General features: G+C 71.7%; 16 protein-coding genes. 14 read left to right on the top strand and 2 right to left on the bottom strand.

Features of this window, described 5'->3' with window-relative positions:
• The first annotated feature begins 8 nt into the window (after window positions 1-8).
• The 7 genes from ABZW17_RS36975 (at window position 9) to ABZW17_RS36945 (ending at window position 8,306) form a co-directional block, all read left to right on the top strand.
• On the top strand, window positions 9-1,442 hold the full coding sequence (locus ABZW17_RS36975) for a trehalose-6-phosphate synthase (protein ID WP_354824514.1): 1,434 nt from the start codon (window positions 9-11) through the stop codon (window positions 1,440-1,442).
• Window positions 1,443-1,474: 32 nt separating this feature from the next.
• Window positions 1,475-4,009 (top strand): trehalose-phosphatase, encoded by a 2,535-nt coding sequence (otsB, locus tag ABZW17_RS36970; RefSeq protein ID WP_354824511.1) that lies wholly within the window; start codon window positions 1,475-1,477, stop codon window positions 4,007-4,009.
• Between the two features lie 88 nt (window positions 4,010-4,097).
• Window positions 4,098-4,625 (top strand): hypothetical protein, encoded by a 528-nt coding sequence (locus ABZW17_RS36965; RefSeq protein ID WP_354824509.1) that lies wholly within the window; start codon window positions 4,098-4,100, stop codon window positions 4,623-4,625.
• Window positions 4,626-4,718: 93 nt separating this feature from the next.
• Entirely contained in the window at window positions 4,719-5,285 is a 567-nt protein-coding gene (locus ABZW17_RS36960) for a winged helix-turn-helix domain-containing protein (RefSeq protein ID WP_354824507.1), read from the top strand.
• 48 nt (window positions 5,286-5,333) lie between these two features.
• Window positions 5,334-6,599, top strand: a complete 1,266-nt coding sequence (locus ABZW17_RS36955; RefSeq protein ID WP_354824660.1) for an alpha/beta hydrolase — start codon at window positions 5,334-5,336, stop codon at window positions 6,597-6,599.
• A 47-nt stretch (window positions 6,600-6,646) separates the two neighbouring features.
• The gene (locus tag ABZW17_RS36950) at window positions 6,647-7,240 is read left to right on the top strand and encodes a sigma-70 family RNA polymerase sigma factor (protein ID WP_354824504.1); all 594 of its coding nucleotides are present in this window, start codon (window positions 6,647-6,649) and stop codon (window positions 7,238-7,240) included.
• Entirely contained in the window at window positions 7,233-8,306 is a 1,074-nt protein-coding gene (locus ABZW17_RS36945; protein WP_354824501.1) for a CU044_5270 family protein, read from the top strand. Before ABZW17_RS36950 ends, ABZW17_RS36945 begins: the two co-directional genes overlap by 8 nt.
• Here the strand turns inward: ABZW17_RS36945 and radA are convergent, their stop codons facing one another.
• Both radA and ABZW17_RS36935 read right to left on the bottom strand, forming a co-directional pair.
• Window positions 8,307-9,665, bottom strand: a complete 1,359-nt coding sequence (gene radA, locus ABZW17_RS36940) for a DNA repair protein RadA (protein WP_354824498.1) — start codon at window positions 9,663-9,665, stop codon at window positions 8,307-8,309.
• Window positions 9,666-9,704: 39 nt separating this feature from the next.
• Window positions 9,705-10,415 carry a hypothetical protein gene (locus ABZW17_RS36935; protein ID WP_354824495.1) on the bottom strand — a complete coding sequence of 237 codons (711 nt, stop codon included), beginning with the start codon at window positions 10,413-10,415 and terminating at the stop codon, window positions 9,705-9,707.
• Between the two features lie 286 nt (window positions 10,416-10,701).
• On the opposite strand from ABZW17_RS36935, the gene ABZW17_RS36930 reads away from it, so the two are divergent.
• The 7 genes from ABZW17_RS36930 (at window position 10,702) to rlmB (ending at window position 15,958) form a co-directional block, all read left to right on the top strand.
• Window positions 10,702-11,193, top strand: coding sequence for a CarD family transcriptional regulator (locus ABZW17_RS36930; RefSeq protein WP_004559016.1), 492 nt, complete (start codon window positions 10,702-10,704; stop codon window positions 11,191-11,193).
• A gap of 53 nt (window positions 11,194-11,246) precedes the next feature.
• On the top strand, window positions 11,247-11,861 hold the full coding sequence (locus tag ABZW17_RS36925; protein WP_354824492.1) for a 2-C-methyl-D-erythritol 4-phosphate cytidylyltransferase: 615 nt from the start codon (window positions 11,247-11,249) through the stop codon (window positions 11,859-11,861).
• A complete protein-coding gene (gene ispF, locus ABZW17_RS36920) occupies window positions 11,858-12,325 on the top strand; it encodes a 2-C-methyl-D-erythritol 2,4-cyclodiphosphate synthase (protein ID WP_354824489.1) in 468 nt (155 codons plus the stop codon). Before ABZW17_RS36925 ends, ispF begins: the two co-directional genes overlap by 4 nt.
• Before the next feature lie 116 nt (window positions 12,326-12,441).
• On the top strand, window positions 12,442-12,831 hold the full coding sequence (locus ABZW17_RS36915; RefSeq protein ID WP_354824486.1) for a PPOX class F420-dependent oxidoreductase: 390 nt from the start codon (window positions 12,442-12,444) through the stop codon (window positions 12,829-12,831).
• A 22-nt stretch (window positions 12,832-12,853) separates the two neighbouring features.
• Entirely contained in the window at window positions 12,854-13,540 is a 687-nt protein-coding gene (locus tag ABZW17_RS36910) for an HAD family hydrolase (protein WP_354824483.1), read from the top strand.
• Window positions 13,541-13,583: 43 nt separating this feature from the next.
• Window positions 13,584-14,972 carry a cysteine--tRNA ligase gene (gene cysS / locus ABZW17_RS36905; protein ID WP_354824480.1) on the top strand — a complete coding sequence of 463 codons (1,389 nt, stop codon included), beginning with the start codon at window positions 13,584-13,586 and terminating at the stop codon, window positions 14,970-14,972.
• Window positions 14,973-15,001: 29 nt separating this feature from the next.
• On the top strand, window positions 15,002-15,958 hold the full coding sequence (rlmB, locus tag ABZW17_RS36900; RefSeq protein WP_354824477.1) for a 23S rRNA (guanosine(2251)-2'-O)-methyltransferase RlmB: 957 nt from the start codon (window positions 15,002-15,004) through the stop codon (window positions 15,956-15,958).
• The last annotated feature ends 74 nt before the right edge of the window (window positions 15,959-16,032 follow it).

Raw genomic sequence — 16,032 nt, 5'->3', positions numbered from 1 at the left:
GCAGGGACGTGACGGAGAACGGGAACCAGGCCGATTTCGTCGTGGTGGCGAACCGGCTGCCGGTCGACCTCGAACGCACGACGGACGGCGAGCGCCGCTGGACGGCCAGCCCGGGCGGGCTCGTCTCCGCCCTGGAGCCGTTCCTGCGCTCGCGCAAGGGCGCCTGGGTGGGCTGGCCGGGCATCCCCGACGTCGACGTCGAGGAGTTCGACGACGACGGGTTGGTGCTGCACCCCGTTTCGTTGAGCGCCGACGAGGTGCGCGACTACTACGAAGGTTTCTCCAACGCGACGCTCTGGCCGCTCTACCACGACGTCGTCGAGCGCCCGGTGTTCGACCGCGCGTGGTGGAACAGCTACGTCAAGGTGAACCGCCGGTTCGCCCAGGCCAGCGCCGACGTCGCCGCCCAGGGCGCGACGGTGTGGATCCAGGACTACCAGCTCCAGCTCGTCCCGGCGATGCTGCGCGAGTTGAGACCGGACCTGCGCATCGGCTTCTTCCTGCACATCCCGTTCCCGCCGGTCGAGCTGTTCATGCAGATGCCGTGGCGCGCGGCGATCATCCGCGGCCTCACCGGCGCCGACCTGGTCGGCTTCCACCGGCCCGGCGGGGCGCAGAACTTCCTGTGGCTGTGCCGCCAGCTGATCGGCCTCGAGTCGACGCGCGGCGCGGTCGGCGTCCGGTCGCGGCCGGGCACCATGCAGGTCGGCGACCGGACGGTCCGGGTCGGCGCCTTCCCCATTTCGATCGACGCCGCCGGGCTGGACAGCCTGGCCCGCACGAAGGGCGTCCAGGAGCGGGCCGCCCAGCTGCGGCGCGACCTCGGCAACCCCAAGACGGTCCTGCTCGGCGTCGACCGGCTCGACTACACCAAGGGCATCGACCTGCGGCTGCAGGCGCTGCACGAGCTGCTGCACGAGGGCCGGCTGCAGCCGGACGACGTCACCTTCGTCCAGCTCGCCACGCCCAGCCGCGAGCGCGTCGAGCACTACCAGCGCATGCGCGGCGAGATCGAGCAGATGGTCGGCCGGATCAACGGCGAATTCGCCCGCGTCGGCCACCCGGTCGTGCACTACCTGCACCAGTCCGTGGACCGCACGGAACTGGCCGGTTTCTTCTCCGCTGCCGATGTCATGGTGGTGACGCCGCTGCGCGACGGCATGAACCTGGTCTGCAAGGAGTACGTCGCCGCCCGGCACGACCTGGGCGGTGCGCTGGTGCTTTCCGAGTTCGCGGGTGCCGCCGCGGAGCTCTCTAGCGCATTCCTCGTGAACCCCCACGACCTGGACGGGGTGAAGGACGCACTAGTGGCTGCCATTACCCTCGACCCGGCAGAGGGCCGTCGCCGGATGCGCGCCATGCGTCGCCAGGTCCTCACGCACGATGTCGATCGTTGGGCGCGCTCATTCCTACAGGCGTTGGGTGCCGAAGCGGTCGACTGACCGAACGACCACGCACGAGCTCCTGAGGAGGAGTGTTGACTGCCGAGGCCCTGCCCGCCGAGCTGCGGCGTGCGATCGTCCAGATCGCCCGCACGCCGCGCCTGCTGGTCGCTTGCGACTATGACGGCACGCTGGCACCCATCACCCTCAACCCCGACGAGGCACGCCCGCTGCCCGAGTCCGTCGGGGCCCTCAGATCGCTCGCCGGTCTGCACGAGACCACCACGGCGGTCATCTCCGGCCGTGCGCTGCGGGACCTGGCCACGCTCTCGCGGCTGCCGTCCGAGGTGAACCTCGTCGGCAGCCACGGCTCGGAGTTCGACATCGGCTTCATCCACGCGCTCGACGAGAAGGCGCGTGAACTGCACCGGCGGCTGGAGTCGGAGCTCGAACAACTCGTACTGGACGTCCCGGGCGTGTCGCTCGAGGTCAAGCCGGCCAGCATCGCGGTGCACGTGCGCCGCGCCGAGCACGAGGCCGGCCGCCGCGTGCTCGCGGCCGTCCACTCGGGACCGTCCACCTGGGAAGGCGTGTCGACCACCGACGGCAAGGAGGTGGTCGAGCTGGCGGTCGTCCAAACGGACAAAGGCCGCGCACTGGACATCCTCCGCCACCAGGTCGGCGCCACGGCCGCGATCTTCCTCGGCGACGACGTCACCGACGAGAAGGCCTTCGCCCGGCTGTCCGGCCCGGACCTGGGCATCAAGGTCGGCGACGGCGAGACGCTCGCCGCGTTCCGCGTGCCCGACACCGTCGACGTCGCCCTGGTGCTCGGCTTCCTCCTGGAGGAACGCCGCAACTGGCTGTACGGCGAGTCGGCCCCGCCGATCGAGCGGCTGTCGATGCTGGCCAACGAGCGCTCGGTCGCGCTGCTCACCCCGGACGCCAAGCTGACCTGGCTGTGCCACCCCGGCCCGGACGCGCCGGCGGTGTTCGCCGACCTGCTCGGCGGCGAGGGCGCCGGCCACTTCTCCATCAAGCCGCACCGCAACGGCCTCCCGCTCGGCCAGCGCTACCTGCCGAACACGATGACGGTCGAGACGCGCTGGTCGCGCCTGCTCGTCACCGACTACCTCGAGCCGGAGAGCGCGCCGCACCGGACGGACCTGGTGCGCGTGATCTCCGGGGAGGCGGCGGCGGACGTCAAGTTCGCGCCGCGGCCCGAGTTCGGCGGCGTGCCGGTGAAGCTGGAGATCACCGACGGCGGCGTGCGCGTGCTCGGCACGTCGGAGCCGTTCGTGCTGTACTCGCCCGGCGTCGAGTGGACCATCACCTCCGACGGCCTGCACGACACCGCGACCGCGCTCGTGCAGCCGACGCCGACCCGGCCGGTCGTGCTCGAACTGCGCTGCGGCACCACGGACCTCGGCGCCCACGAACTGTCCGAAGTGGAACGCCGGGACCGCGCGGGCCGCTACTGGAGCGAGTGGACGTCGAAGCTGCAGCTCCCGGCGGTGCAGACCGACCTGGTGCTGCGCTCGGCGCTGACGCTGCGCGGCCTGGTCAACACCGACACCGGCGGCGTGCTCGCCGCGGCGACGTCGTCGCTGCCGGAGGAGATCGGCGGCGTCCGCAACTGGGACTACCGCTACTGCTGGATCCGCGACGCCGCGATGACCGTGCGGGAGCTCGTGCACCTGGGCTCGATCGAGGAGGCCGAGGGCTACCTGCGGTGGCTGCACGGCGTGCTCGCCACGCTGGCCGGCCCGGAGCGGCTGCACCCGCTGTACACCCTCGCGGGCAGCGTCATCGGCGCCGAAGCGGTGATCGAGTCGCTGCCCGGTTACGCCGGTTCGCGCCCGGTTCGCGTCGGCAACCTGGCGAACCACCAGGTGCAGCTGGACGTCTTCGGCCCGGTCGTCGAGCTGGTGCAGACGCTGGCCTCGGCGCGCGGCGAGCTGCGCGACGAGGACTGGCAGATGGTGCGCGCGATGACGGAAGCCGTGACGCGGCGCTGGAACGAGCCGGACCACGGGATCTGGGAGGAGCGGCACGTGCCGCGCCACCGGGTCTACTCGCGGGTCATGTGCTGGGTGACGATCGACCGCGCGATCAAGCTCGGCGAGCAGTACGGCCGGGAGATCCCGGGCAACTGGCACGGGCTGCGCGAGGAGATCAAGCACGACGTCCTCACGCACGGCTGGAACGACGAGGTCCAGGCGTTCACCACGGCCTACGACGGCACGGACCTCGACGCGGCGTCGCTGTTCGTCGGGCTCACCGGGCTGATCGACCCGGCCGACGAGCGCTTCCAGCAGACGGTGACGGCGATCGAGGCGGAGCTGCGCAGCGGGTCCACTGTGTACCGTTACCGCCGCGACGACGGCCTGCCCGGCGGCGAAGGTGGCTTCCACATCTGCGCGGCCTGGCTGATCGAGGCGTACCTGCTCACCGGGCGGCGCACGGAGGCGCAGGAGCTGTTCGACCAGATCGTCGCGGCGGCCGGCCCGACCGGCCTGCTGCCGGAGCAGTACGACCCGATCGCGGAACGCTCGCTGGGCAACCACCCGCAGGCGTATTCGCACATCGGGCTGATCCGGTGCGCCAACTTGCTGGCGGCCAGTTAGCCCTTTCGGTCCGAAAGTCCGTGAAGGCCACGTTGAGGGACGCCGAGTCCCTTAATGTGGCCTTCACGCACTTTCGGAGGTGAGACGGGTGCAGGGGACTTTCGGACAGGTCGAGTTCGTGCCGCTGCCCCCGCGGTTCGCCGACCGCGTGCGCTGGGGTTCGGTGGTCGTCGGCTGCACCATGATCGCCGGGATGGTGCTGCTGTTCGGGCTGACGACGTACCTGCAGGGCATCGTGCACGGCCACGCGTTCCCGGACACGCTGCTGGGCAAGGCCGCGGCGGTGCTGCCGCCGCTGGGCGTGCTGGCGATCGCGGTCCTGGTCCTGACGTGCCGCCGCTGCCTCCGCGGCGACTACCTGGTGGTGGCCAGCGCGGCGTCGGCGCGCAGCGCCCTGCTGTTCGCGTACCTGTTGACGCTGCTGCTGATCCTCGGGTCCTTCGCGGTGCCGATCGTGTTCCGGGTGTGGCACGACACCCCGCACCTGCAGGCGCCGGACCTGCTCACGACGTTCTCGACACTGGCGTTCGCCACGATGGGCTTCCTGGCCGGGATGGTGTACGTGCGGCCGTCCGTGCAGACGCTCAGGAAGTACAGCGACCACCCGATCTGGTGAGTCCACTTTAGACGCTTCTCGCCGGGGCACCGGTCCGCGCCAAGATGCACAGATTTCTTTGCACAATATTCTCTGCACAGCTACAGTGGCCTCATGACCAGCGCTCCACCACCGGAAGAGCTCGACCCGGACGCCCTCAAAGCCGTCACGCACCCGTTGCGCCGCCGGATTCTCGGCGTCCTGGCGAACGGGCCGGCCACGGCCACGAAGCTCGCCAAGACCCTCGGCGAGAACACCGGCGCGACCAGCTACCACCTGCGGGAGCTGGCGCGGTTCGGGTTCGTCGAGGACGCCCCGGAGCTCGCGCGGGGCAAGGAACGGTGGTGGCGGACGCGGCCGCGGGACATCCGGTGGCCGCGCCGCAGTGAGCAGAGCGCCGAGTCCCGGGTGCTGTTCGACGACATGAACCGCCAGGGGTTCGAGGACGACCTCGAAAAGCTCAACCGGTTCGCGGAACACCGCGACGGGCTGCCCGGCGACTGGCCGGACGCGCTGCTCTACGCGCGCGGCGGCACCTGGCTCACCGCCGAGGAGCTCAAGCAGTTCTGGGACGACTACATGGAGCTGTTCCGCCGGTACTGGCGGGCGGAGGACGACCGGTCACCGGAAGCGCGGCGCGTGCTCGTGCGCTGGCTCGCCTTCCCGGATCCGGGGGAATGACATGACACCAGGGGGTTTTCCATGCGAAGAGGGGTTCTACCGGCCGGGGTGATCCTGGCGGTCACGGCGTTGGCGCCACCGGCGTCGGCGGCGGACGGCGAAGTGACGTTCACGAACGGCGGCGTGACCTTGCACGGCACCGTCGTCGCACCACCCGGCGGCACGAAACTGCCGGGCCTGGTGATGGTCCACGGCTCGGGGGCGCACAGCCGGGAGGACTACCGCGATCAGGCGGAAGTCTTTGCGCGGCAAGGCATCGCGACCCTCATCTACGACAAGCGCACCGAAGGCTACTCGCAGTTCGAACGCTCGTACTCGACGCTGGCGGACGACGCCCTGGCCGCGGTCGAGGCGTTGCGGAAACGGCCGGAGGTCGACCCGGCGCGGGTCGGCGTCTGGGGGTTGAGCGAAGGCGGCTGGGTGGCGCCGCTGGCGGCTTCCCGGTCCGCGGACGTCGCCTTCGTCGTGACGGTGGGGGCGAACGGCGTCAAACCGGCGCAGCAGCAGGCGTGGGCGGTCGAGAACCAGCTGCGGCGCCTGGGGATGGACGGATCGCTGGTGCGGATGGCGTCGTCGACGATGCTGCGCCAGCTCGTCGGCGGCGGTGTGTTCCCGGAGGCCTACTACGACCCCGTACCGGTGCTGAAGAGCCTGCGCCAGCCGGTGCTGGGGTTGTGGGGCGCGAAGGACGTCCTGACGCCGCCGGGCGAGGCGGTCCGGATCTTCGGGGAGACTGTCGCGCGCCACACGCTGCGGGTCTTCCCCGACGCCCAGCACCAGCTGCGGCGGACCACGGACGGCTTCGACAAGCTGCCCGGCTACGCACCCGGCTACCTCGAGCTCGTGGGCAGCTGGGTGAACCACCCGCCGGCCGCGTCCAGTGCCGACGCACCGCCGGCCCAGGACCGGCCGAGCGTCGAGATCACACCGTTGCGCTGGTACGAGGCGACCTGGCTGCAGCTGGCCGTGGTGGCCCTGCTGCTGCTGGCGTTCGCCTGGTACCCGCTGTTCCGGCGCGGCCCGGCGGCACGTCCGGCACGCTGGCTCTCGGCGACCGGCCTGCTCGCCGTGCTCGGCTTCCTCGGCCTCGACGTGCTGATCCAGCTGACCATGGGCCGGTCGCTGGGCCCGGTGGTCCTGGGCCGCCCGCTGCCGTGGCTGGCGCTGCAGCTGCTCTCCGTGGGCGTGGTGGCCGCGACGATCGGCACGGCGGTCGGGTGGTGGCGCCGTCGGTCGCTGCGGCTCGGCGTCGTGCTCGCGGGCGGTGTCCTGTTCGTCCCCTGGGCGCTGTACTGGGGGCTGGTGAACGTCTGACGTACGTTCGCCGTGAACGCTCGTGAAGGCTGCGGGCAACTGGGGGCATGCAGGTGATCCACGAAGGATCGGAGCTCGGGGGGCACGACCGCCCGGACCTGGGCGGACCCGAGCCCGGGCCGGCGTTCGGCCGGCTCTTCGACGCCCATGCCGCCCAGTTGCGCCGCTACCTCGCCCGTCGGGTCGGCATCGAACCGGCGAACGACCTCGTGGCCGAGACGTTCCTGGTCGCGTTGCGGCGCCGGGAGACCTACCGGCCGGAGCTGGGCACCGCGCGGTCGTGGCTCTACGGCATCGCCACCAACCTGCTGCGCCACCACGTGCGGTCGGAACTGCGCGGGCTGCAGGCCACGGCCCGGCTGGCGCGGAGCGGCGACACCAGCCACGCGGCGCACGACGGCCGGGTCGCCGAGCAGGTCGACGCCGAGGTGCGGGCCGCCCGGCTGGCCGGCGCGCTGGCCCGGCTCAGCCCGGCCGACCGCGACACGCTGCTGCTGGTGTCGTGGGCCGGGCTGGAACCGGCCGAGGTCGCCGAGGCCCTCGGCATCCCGCCGGGTACCGTCCGGTCCCGGTTGCACCGGATCAGGCGCTGGCTCAGGACGAACGCCCCGGCCCAAGAGGAGGTGCCGGACCATGCGTGAAGACAACGTCCGGAAGATCTGGTCCGAAGCCGAACTCGACGCGGCCCTCGAGGACCTGCACGCCGACGTCGGCGACGACGACGGGCTCGCCTTCGCCCGCGCGTCCCTGCTCTCGGCGGCCGGCGTCGAGGAGGCCCCGCCCGCCGGGCCGCGCCGGTCCGGGGCGTGGCGGTGGCTCGCCGTGGCCGCGGCCGTCGTGACCCTGGTCGGCGGGCTCGGCGTCGCCGCGACGGTGTGGACGCCGGACGCGCCGGAACCGGCCCGGCCGGCCGTGGCGCTCGCCGACCTCGACCGCCCGCTCGCGCCCGGCGAGTTCCACTACACGGAGATGCGCGACTGGACGACGTACACCGTGCCGGGGTTCATGGCCAAGGTCCAGCGGCGGGTCGAGCTCTGGATCCCGGCCGACCCCGGCGGGGTGTGGCACCGGCGCACGACGCTGGTCGTCGACCCGCGCCGGTCCGACGGCGGGACCGGCACCCCGCTCCCCGTGCCGCTCGACGAGCACGGCCCGGGCGGCGTGTTCCCCGGGCAGCACAACCTGGTCTGGCTGACCCCCGACGCGGCGTTCGTCGCCTCGCTCGTCCCCGACCGGCAACAGCTGGCCCAGCGGCTCGCCTCGGACACCCTCGACGTGAACGCCCCGGGGAAGGGCCGGCCGCACTCCGTCACGGAGATGCTGGGCATGGTCCGGAGCGTGCTGGAGACCGGCCTGGCGCGGCGTGACGTCCGGTTCGCGCTGCTCGACGCCTTGGCGAGCATCCCGGGCATCTACGTGGCACCCCACCAGACCACGCCGGACCAGCAGCCCACCACCGTCTACGTGGCCAAGGACACCGGCCAGCGGCTGTTCGTCGACCCGGCCACGGCCCGTCTGCTGGCCGCGGACACCGCGCCGACCCCGGTCATCATCCGCACCAAGGGGATACCGCTGACCACGCCCCTGCCGCCGCCGAGCTCCGTGAGCGTCCCGAACACGACCACGACGCAGTTCCCGGTCGCCCCGCAGCGGCCCGAGACCCCGGACACGCAGTACTCCTACGCCATCACGCGGACCTCGGGGTGATCAGCGCGCGTGGCTGGCCGCGTTCAGCGCGTCCGCGACGTTGGCCACCTCCAGCACCCGGATCCCGGCGGGCGGCTTGCCCGAGTCCGGCGGCACCAGCGCGTGCGTGAACCCGAGCCGGGCCGCCTCCGCCAGGCGGCGGCCCACGCTCGGCACGCGCCGGATCTCCCCCGCCAGCCCGACCTCGCCCACCGAGACCAGCCTCGGTGACAGGGCGACGTCTTCGAAGCTCGACGTCAGCGCCAGCACCAGCGCCAGGTCGATGCCCGGCTCGGTGATCTTCATGCCGCCGACCGTGGCCGCGTAGACGTCCTTGTCGCCGAGCTTGAGGCCGCCGCGCTTCTCCAGCACCGCCAGCACCATCGCCACCCGCGCCGAGTCGAGGCCGCTGACCGCCCGCCGCGGCTGGGGCGCCGACGTCGAGGACACCAGGGCCTGGACCTCGCCCAGCAGCGGCCGCTTGCCCTCCAGCGACACCGTGATCGCCGTGCCCGACACCGCCTCCTCCGTGCGGCTGATGAACAGCCCGGACGGGTCCGGCACCCCGACGATGCCCTCTTCCTGCAGCTCGAAGCAGCCGATCTCGTCGGCGGCGCCGAACCGGTTCTTGATGCCGCGGACCATCCGCAGCGTCGAGTGCTTGTCGCCCTCGAACTGCAGCACGACGTCGACCAGGTGCTCCAGCACGCGCGGGCCGGCCACCGAGCCGTCCTTCGTGACGTGCCCCACCAGTACCACCGGCAGGCCCCGTTCCTTGGCCAGCGCGACCAGCCCGGACGTCACCGCGCGGACCTGCGTCACCCCACCGGGCGAGCCGTCGACCTGCGGGGACGCCATGGTCTGCACCGAGTCGACGATCAGCACGCCCGGCTTCACGTCGTCGACGTGGCCGAGGATGGCCGAAAGGTCGCTCTCGGCGGCCAGGTACATCCGGTCGTGGATGTTGCCCGTCCGCTCCGCGCGCAACCGGACCTGGCCCGCGGACTCCTCGCCCGTGACGTACAACGACCGGTCGACGGTTCTCGCCCACTGGTAGGCGACCTCGAGCAGCAGGGTCGACTTGCCGACCCCCGGTTCACCGGCGAGCAGCACCACGGCGCCCGGCACCAGGCCGCCGCCCAGCACCCGGTCGAGCTCGGAAACGCCGGTGTGGCGGGCACGCGCCGCCTCGACGTCGACCTCGCCGATCGGCCGCGCCGGCGCGCTCGGCGCCCCGGCCGCGACGCGCTGGATGGCCGGCCTGGCCGGCGCGCCGCGCTCCTCGAACGAGCCCCATTCCTGGCACTCCGGACAGCGGCCGAGCCACTTGGCCGCTTCGTACCCGCAGCTGCCGCAGCGGTAGGTGGTCCCCTTCTTCACCCCGCGAGGCTATCGGCGACCACCGACAAAACCGGGGACCTACTCCTTGACGTGCGCCGGCGCCGCCACCGGAAGGTCGACGGTCACCGGGCCGGCGTTCTTGAACACGAACGTGACCTTGATGACCTGACCCGGCCACAGCGGCTGCTTCAGCGCGGGCAGCGTCACGGTCGCCTGGCCGAGCTTCTCGGGCGCGGTCGGCGTCGCAGCCGGGCCGGACGACGGGACCTCGGAGGTGGCCGTCGCGGTGAGGCTGCCCGGGCCGTTGCTCGCCGAGCTGCTGCCGGTCGGCGTCCCCGAAGACGCCGGGGTGCCCGAAGACGTCGGAGCGCTCGACGACGAGGCCGGCGCGCCCGAGGACGTGGGCTGCACCTCGTTGGTGGACTCGACCGCGTCGTCCGGGCCGATCACCAGGGTGTGCGCCGCGACGATGTCCTTCGAGCCGCTGACGGTGGCCTGGCCGCCGTCCGCCGTCGTCACCGAGACGAGGGAGTCGTCCTGGGCGCCGCGGTTCACGATCGTCAGGGTCAGCTTGGGGGTCGCGCCGGCCGGGTAGCCCGGCCCGGAGGTCGGGTACTGGACCGCGGCGTTGCGCAGGTCGATGGTCTTGACCTGGGCGTGCGTCCCGTTGACCGCGGCCTGCTGCGTGGAGGTCTGGGTGATCTGGCCTGCCCCGCACCCGGCGAGCGCGAGCGCGGCACCGAGGGCCAGCACGCCCGCACCGAGCACGCGACGATTCTGCAGCCTCACGTCGCAGTCCTTCCCTTTTCACGGCCTCGTCGCCCCGAAGACTAGCCGGGGTCGATCTCCGCCGCGGAACGGGTGTGCGTTGCCGGGGCCCGGCGACCAAGATCAACCGTCCACAAAGGATTTCCCAGCCTGTGACGAAACGCTTCGCCGCTACCTGCGTGAGCACGGGGGTCCGACGTTTGTCAACCCCCGGCCAGGCCGCTGACCTGCGAGGACGAGTCCGGCCCGCTAGGTGGGCACTGGCGGCCCGTGCTAGGATGGAGTCAGCGAAAGGGGCAGAGGACACATGGTTTTCAAGGTCGGAGAGACCGTCGTCTACCCGCACCACGGTGCCGCACTCATCGAAGCCATCGAGACCCGCGTGATCAAGGGCGAGGAAAAGAAGTACCTCGTCCTTAAAGTCGCGCAAGGGGATCTCACGGTTCGCGTGCCCGCAGACAACGCCGAGATCGTCGGCGTGCGCGATGTCGTCGGGCAAGAAGGACTGGACAAGGTCTTCGACGTTCTGCGTGCTCCGCACACCGAAGAGCCCACCAACTGGTCTCGTCGGTACAAGGCCAACCTCGAGAAGCTCGCCTCCGGCGATGTGAACAAGGTGGCCGAAGTGGTGCGCGACCTCTGGCGGCGAGAGAAGGACCGCGGACTTTCAGCCGGTGAGAAGCGCATGCTGGCGAAGGCGCGGCAAATTCTGGTCAGCGAGCTCGCGCTCGCGGAGGGCACCGACGAGGACAAGGCTGAGGTCCTCCTCGACGAAGTTCTGGAAACCGCGACGGTCTGAGCCCGGGCCATCCCACTCGACGGGAGAGTGGGTGCCTCTACGATCGCGTACCGATGAACGTCGTCGCGATCGTTACCGTCGCACATCATGCCTCCGACGGGGAGTCAGCTCTCACGCCGGTCCATGGTGAGGCACTGCTCACGCACACCGTGCGGGGGCTGCTCGGCGTACCGGAGATCGATCTGGTGCTCGTAGCGGCCCCCCAGCGGTGTGCGTCGTCGTTTTCCGAGGTGGTCGGTGGCCTCGGCTGCCGGGTCGTCCCCGGCTCGCTCCGGCAGGCCTTCGCCGCCGTCGAGCCCGATCTTTCCCGTGACTCAGTTGTACTCCTCCACGACGCGTTGCGTGCCTTCATTCCTGCGCAAACGGTGCGTGACGTAATCCAAGCGGTGCGTGACGGCGCCCCGATCGTCGTCCCGGTGCTGCCGATGGCCGACACGGTGAAGGTGACCGACGCGGCTTCGCTGATCGTCGGCACGGAGGACCGTTCGCGGCTGCGCACCCTCCAGACACCGGTGGGCTACGCGCGGTCGGCCTTCCGCCCGGACCTCGCGCCCGTCGGCGCGGCCACGGTCGACGGCCACCCGGACGCGATGCGCGTCACGAGCGATTTCGAACTGTCACTGGCCGAGGCGATCGCGGCGGCACCGAAGAACGAGGAGACGCTGTGAGGATCGGCAACGGGGTCGACGTCCACCCGATCGAACCCGGCCGCGAGTGCTGGATGGCCGGCCTGCGCTGGCCGGACGCGGACGGCTGCGCGGGCCACTCCGACGGCGACGTCGCAGCGCACGCCCTGTGCGACGCCCTGCTGTCGGCAGCGGGCCTCGGCGACCTGGGCGCGGTGTTCGGCACCGGCGACCCCCGCATGGACGGCGCCCACGGCACGGACATGCTCACCGAGGTCAGGGGCCTGATCGAGGCGGCGGGCTGGCGGGTGGGCAACGCCACGGTCCAGGTGGTGGGCAACTCGCCGCGCATCGGAAAGCGACGCGACGAGGCGCAGAAGGTGCTGTCGGAGGCGGTGGGCGGCCCGGTGAGCGTCTCCGGGACGACCTCGGACGGCCTGGGCCTGACCGGCCGCGGCGAGGGCATCGCGGCCTTCGCGACGGCGCTGCTGCTCGCGGCGGAATAAGGCGGCACCCCTCACACGCGGCGGAATAGGTCCCTGTCCGCGCCGGTTCGGCGTGATATGCCCCTCACCCTGGAAGTCGAGAAGGTCGCCGGCAACGTGAAATAGGGTCGGCGACCATGACCTTCAACGAAGCCACCAAGGCCCTGCTCGACGGCAGGAACTACCCCGTCGTCGCCACGACCAACGCCGACGGCTCGCCGCAGAGCTCGGTCGTCTGGGCGCGCCGCGACGGGGACACCGTGGTCTTCGTGACCGTGCAGGGCCGGCGCAAGGAACGCAACATCCGCCGCGATCCGCGGGTCTCGCTCTCCGTCTTCGACCTGGCCGATCCGGAGAACTACGTCGAGATCCGGGGCCGGGCCGAGGTCACCGTCGAAGGCGGGCGCGAGCTGAACGACGAGCTGGCCCGGAAGTACACCGGTACCGTCTTCCCGCCCGAACCGGCCGACGTCGTGCGCGTGCTGGTGCGGGTTGTCCCCGAACACATCACAGGGCATTCGGCCTGATTCCCCGGTTAGGCTGGGCGGCATGACGATCAGGGCGGTGTTGTTCGACTTCTCCGGCACGCTCTTCCGGCTCGAGCAGGACGAGTCGTGGCTCACCGAACTGACCGACTACCGCGGTGACCCGCTCGACATCGAGGCCCAGGCCGAGCTGATGCGCCGGATGACCGCCCCGGTCGGGCAGGTCGTCGAGCTCGACGACGAGCACGTGCACGCCTGGCACCACCGGGACCGCGACCCCGAGCTGCACCGGAAGGTGTACCTCGAGGTGCTCAAGAAGTCCGGCGTCCCGCACGCCGACCAGGCGAAGGCGCTCTACGACCGGCTCATCGATCCCAGCCAGTGGACGCCGTACCCGGACACCGAAGCCGCCCTGAAGGCGGCCGCCGAGCGGGGCCTGAAGGTGGGGGTGCTGAGCAACATCGCCTTCGACATCCGGCCCGCCTTCGCCGCCCGCGGGTGGGACGCCTACGTCGACGAGTTCGTGCTGTCCTTCGAGGTCGGCGCGGTGAAACCGGAGCTCGAGATCTTCCGCAGGGCCGTCCAGGCCCTCGGCGTTCCGGCGACCGGGACGCTGATGGTCGGCGACAGCGAGGAGGCCGACGGCGGCGCCCGCGCCCTGGGCTGCGAGTTCGCGCTGGTCGACCCGCTGCCGACGGCCGAACGGCCGGATGCCCTGCTCACGGCGTTGCGCAAGCACGGCGTCGGCTGAGGGCCAGAGATATTCCTCTCGCCCGACCCCGTACCCTTCGAGGGTGGCCCTTCACCTTTTCGACACAGCGACCCGGAGCGTACGGGAGTTCCACCCCGTCCGTAGCGGAACGGCGTCGATCTACGTGTGCGGGGCCACCGTGCAGGGCGTGCCGCACATCGGGCACGTCCGCGGCGTCCTGAACTACGACGTCCTGCGCCGCTGGCTCGTCCACAGTGGACTGGACGTGCTGCTGGTCCGCAACGTCACCGACATCGACGACAAGATCCTGGTCAAGGCCGCCCAGAACGAGCGGCCGTGGTGGGAGTGGGGCGCGACGCACGAGCGCGCCTTCGAAACCGCGTACGAGCAGCTGGGCTGCCTGCCGCCGTCGATCAACCCGCGCGCGACCGGGCACGTGACCCAGATGGTCGAGCTGATGGAACGCCTCATCGAGAGCGGCCACGGCTACGTCGCGGACGGCGACGTCTACTTCTCGGTCAAGTCGTTCGACGACTACGGCAGGCTCTCCGGCCAGGTCCTCGAAGACGTCCAGCAGGGCGAGACGCCGACCCGCGGCAAGCGCGACCCGCGCGACTTCACCATGTGGAAGAGCGCGAAGCCGGGCGAGCCGTCGTGGCCGACGCCGTGGGGGAACGGCCGGCCGGGCTGGCACCTGGAGTGCTCGGCGATGGCGACGGCGTACCTCGGCGCGGAGTTCGACATCCACGGCGGCGGCATCGACCTGGTCTTCCCGCACCACGAGAACGAGCGCGCCCAGTCCAACGCGGCGGGCGACGGTTTCGCGCGGTTCTGGCTGCACAACGCGTGGGTGACCATGTCGGGCGAGAAGATGTCGAAGTCGCTCGGCAACACCGTGTCGATCCCGGCGATGCTGGACCGCTACCGGGCCCCGGAGCTGCGGTACTACCTGGTCCAGCCGCACTACCGGTCGACGATCGAGTACTCCGACGCCGCGGTCTCCGAGGCCGCGCAGGGCTACCGGCGGATCGAGACGTTCCTGCGCCGCGCCGCGCAGTCCGGCGAGGTGGCACTGGGCACGATCCCGGCGGCGTTCGGGAACGCGCTCGACGACGACCTCGCCACCCCGCAGGCGTTCGCCGTGGTCCACACCACGGTCCGGGACGGTAACGCCGCCCTCGACGCGGGCGACACCACCAAGGCACTCGAACTCGCCGCGGCCGTCCGCGCGATGACCGACGTGCTCGGCCTCGACCCGCTGTCCGCGCGCTGGTCCGAGGCGGGCGGTTCCGACACGCCCACCAAGGACGCGCTGTCCCGGATCGTCGAAGGGCTGCTGGCCGAGCGCCAGCAGGCCCGGGCCGAGAAGGACTTCGCCCGCGCGGACGCCGCCCGTGACCGCCTCTCGCAGGCGGGCATCGTGGTGGAGGACACCCCCAACGGTCCTCAGTGGACTGTCAAGTCCGACTGATCTCGTTACCAAGCAAGGAAACTTTCACCATGGCAGGCAACTCGCGGCGCCAGGGCGCGATCCGCAAGACGGGCACCAAGAAGGGTGCCGTCGTCGGCTCGGGCGGTCAGCGCCGCAAGGCCCTCGAAGGCAAGGGCCCGACCCCGAAGGCGGAGGACCGCCCCGGGCACAAGGCATACCGCCAGGCGAACGCCCAGACCAAGCGGGACGCGGCCCGGCAGAAGAAGGCCGACAAGCCGGAGCTGATCGCCGGGCGCAACCCGGTGGTCGAGGCGCTGCGCGCCGGCGTCCCCGCGACCGCGCTGTACGTCGCGCTGAACATCGAGATCGACGACCGCGTGAACGACGCCGTCCGGCTGGCCGGCGACAAGGGCATCTCGATCCTGGAGATCCCGCGCGAGGAGCTGGACCGCAAGACGAACCGGGCCGTGCACCAGGGCCTGGGCCTGCAGGTCCCGCCGTTCGAGTACGCCCACCCGGACGACCTGATGGCGGTGGCCCGCAACTCGGGCGAGGTGCCCCTGTTCGTCGCGCTCGACGGCGTCACGGACCCGCGGAACCTGGGCGCGGTGATCCGCTCGGCGGCCGCGTTCGGCGCCCACGGCGTGCTGCTGCCGGAGCGGCGCAGCGCGGGCATGACGGCGGTGGCGTGGCGCACGAGCGCGGGCACGGCGGCGAAGCTGCCGATCGCGGTGGCGACGAACCTGACGCGCCAGCTCAAGTCGTGGGCGAACGACGGCCTGATGCTGGTCGGCCTGGACGCGGACGGCTCGGTCGACATCGACGAGCTGGAGCTGGCGGCCGACCCGCTGGTCATCGTGCTGGGTTCGGAGGGCCGCGGCCTGTCGCGCCTGGTCCGCGAGACGTGCGACGCCACGGTGTCGATCCCGATGGCGGCGGGCGTGGAGTCGTTGAACGCCTCGGTGGCGGCGGGCGTGCTGCTCGCCGAGGTGGCGCGACGCCGCCGTGCGGCCGGCCGCGTCTGACCCCGGCTCGGGGGGGGGGGGGTTGGGGGGGGGGTAGCGCCCGCGCCCCCCACCACCCCCCCCCCCCCGCGCCC

This window comes from Amycolatopsis sp. NPDC004625 (assembly GCF_040609695.1).
Taxonomy (GTDB): domain Bacteria; phylum Actinomycetota; class Actinomycetes; order Mycobacteriales; family Pseudonocardiaceae; genus Amycolatopsis.
This window is presented reverse-complemented; position numbering and strand designations above follow the sequence as displayed.

Excerpts from the sequence above, each read along its gene's own strand:
- ABZW17_RS36960 (WP_354824507.1), top strand. The coding sequence starts at position 4,719 with ATGACCAGCGCTCCACCACCGGAAGAGCTCGACCCGGACGCCCTCAAA.
- ABZW17_RS36950 (WP_354824504.1), top strand. The coding sequence starts at position 6,647 with ATGCAGGTGATCCACGAAGGATCGGAGCTCGGGGGGCACGACCGCCCG.
- ABZW17_RS36945 (WP_354824501.1), top strand. The coding sequence starts at position 7,233 with ATGCGTGAAGACAACGTCCGGAAGATCTGGTCCGAAGCCGAACTCGAC.
- ABZW17_RS36930 (WP_004559016.1), top strand. The coding sequence starts at position 10,702 with ATGGTTTTCAAGGTCGGAGAGACCGTCGTCTACCCGCACCACGGTGCC.
- ABZW17_RS36925 (WP_354824492.1), top strand. The coding sequence starts at position 11,247 with ATGAACGTCGTCGCGATCGTTACCGTCGCACATCATGCCTCCGACGGG.
- ABZW17_RS36915 (WP_354824486.1), top strand. The coding sequence starts at position 12,442 with ATGACCTTCAACGAAGCCACCAAGGCCCTGCTCGACGGCAGGAACTAC.
- ABZW17_RS36910 (WP_354824483.1), top strand. The coding sequence starts at position 12,854 with ATGACGATCAGGGCGGTGTTGTTCGACTTCTCCGGCACGCTCTTCCGG.
- rlmB (WP_354824477.1), top strand. The coding sequence starts at position 15,002 with ATGGCAGGCAACTCGCGGCGCCAGGGCGCGATCCGCAAGACGGGCACC.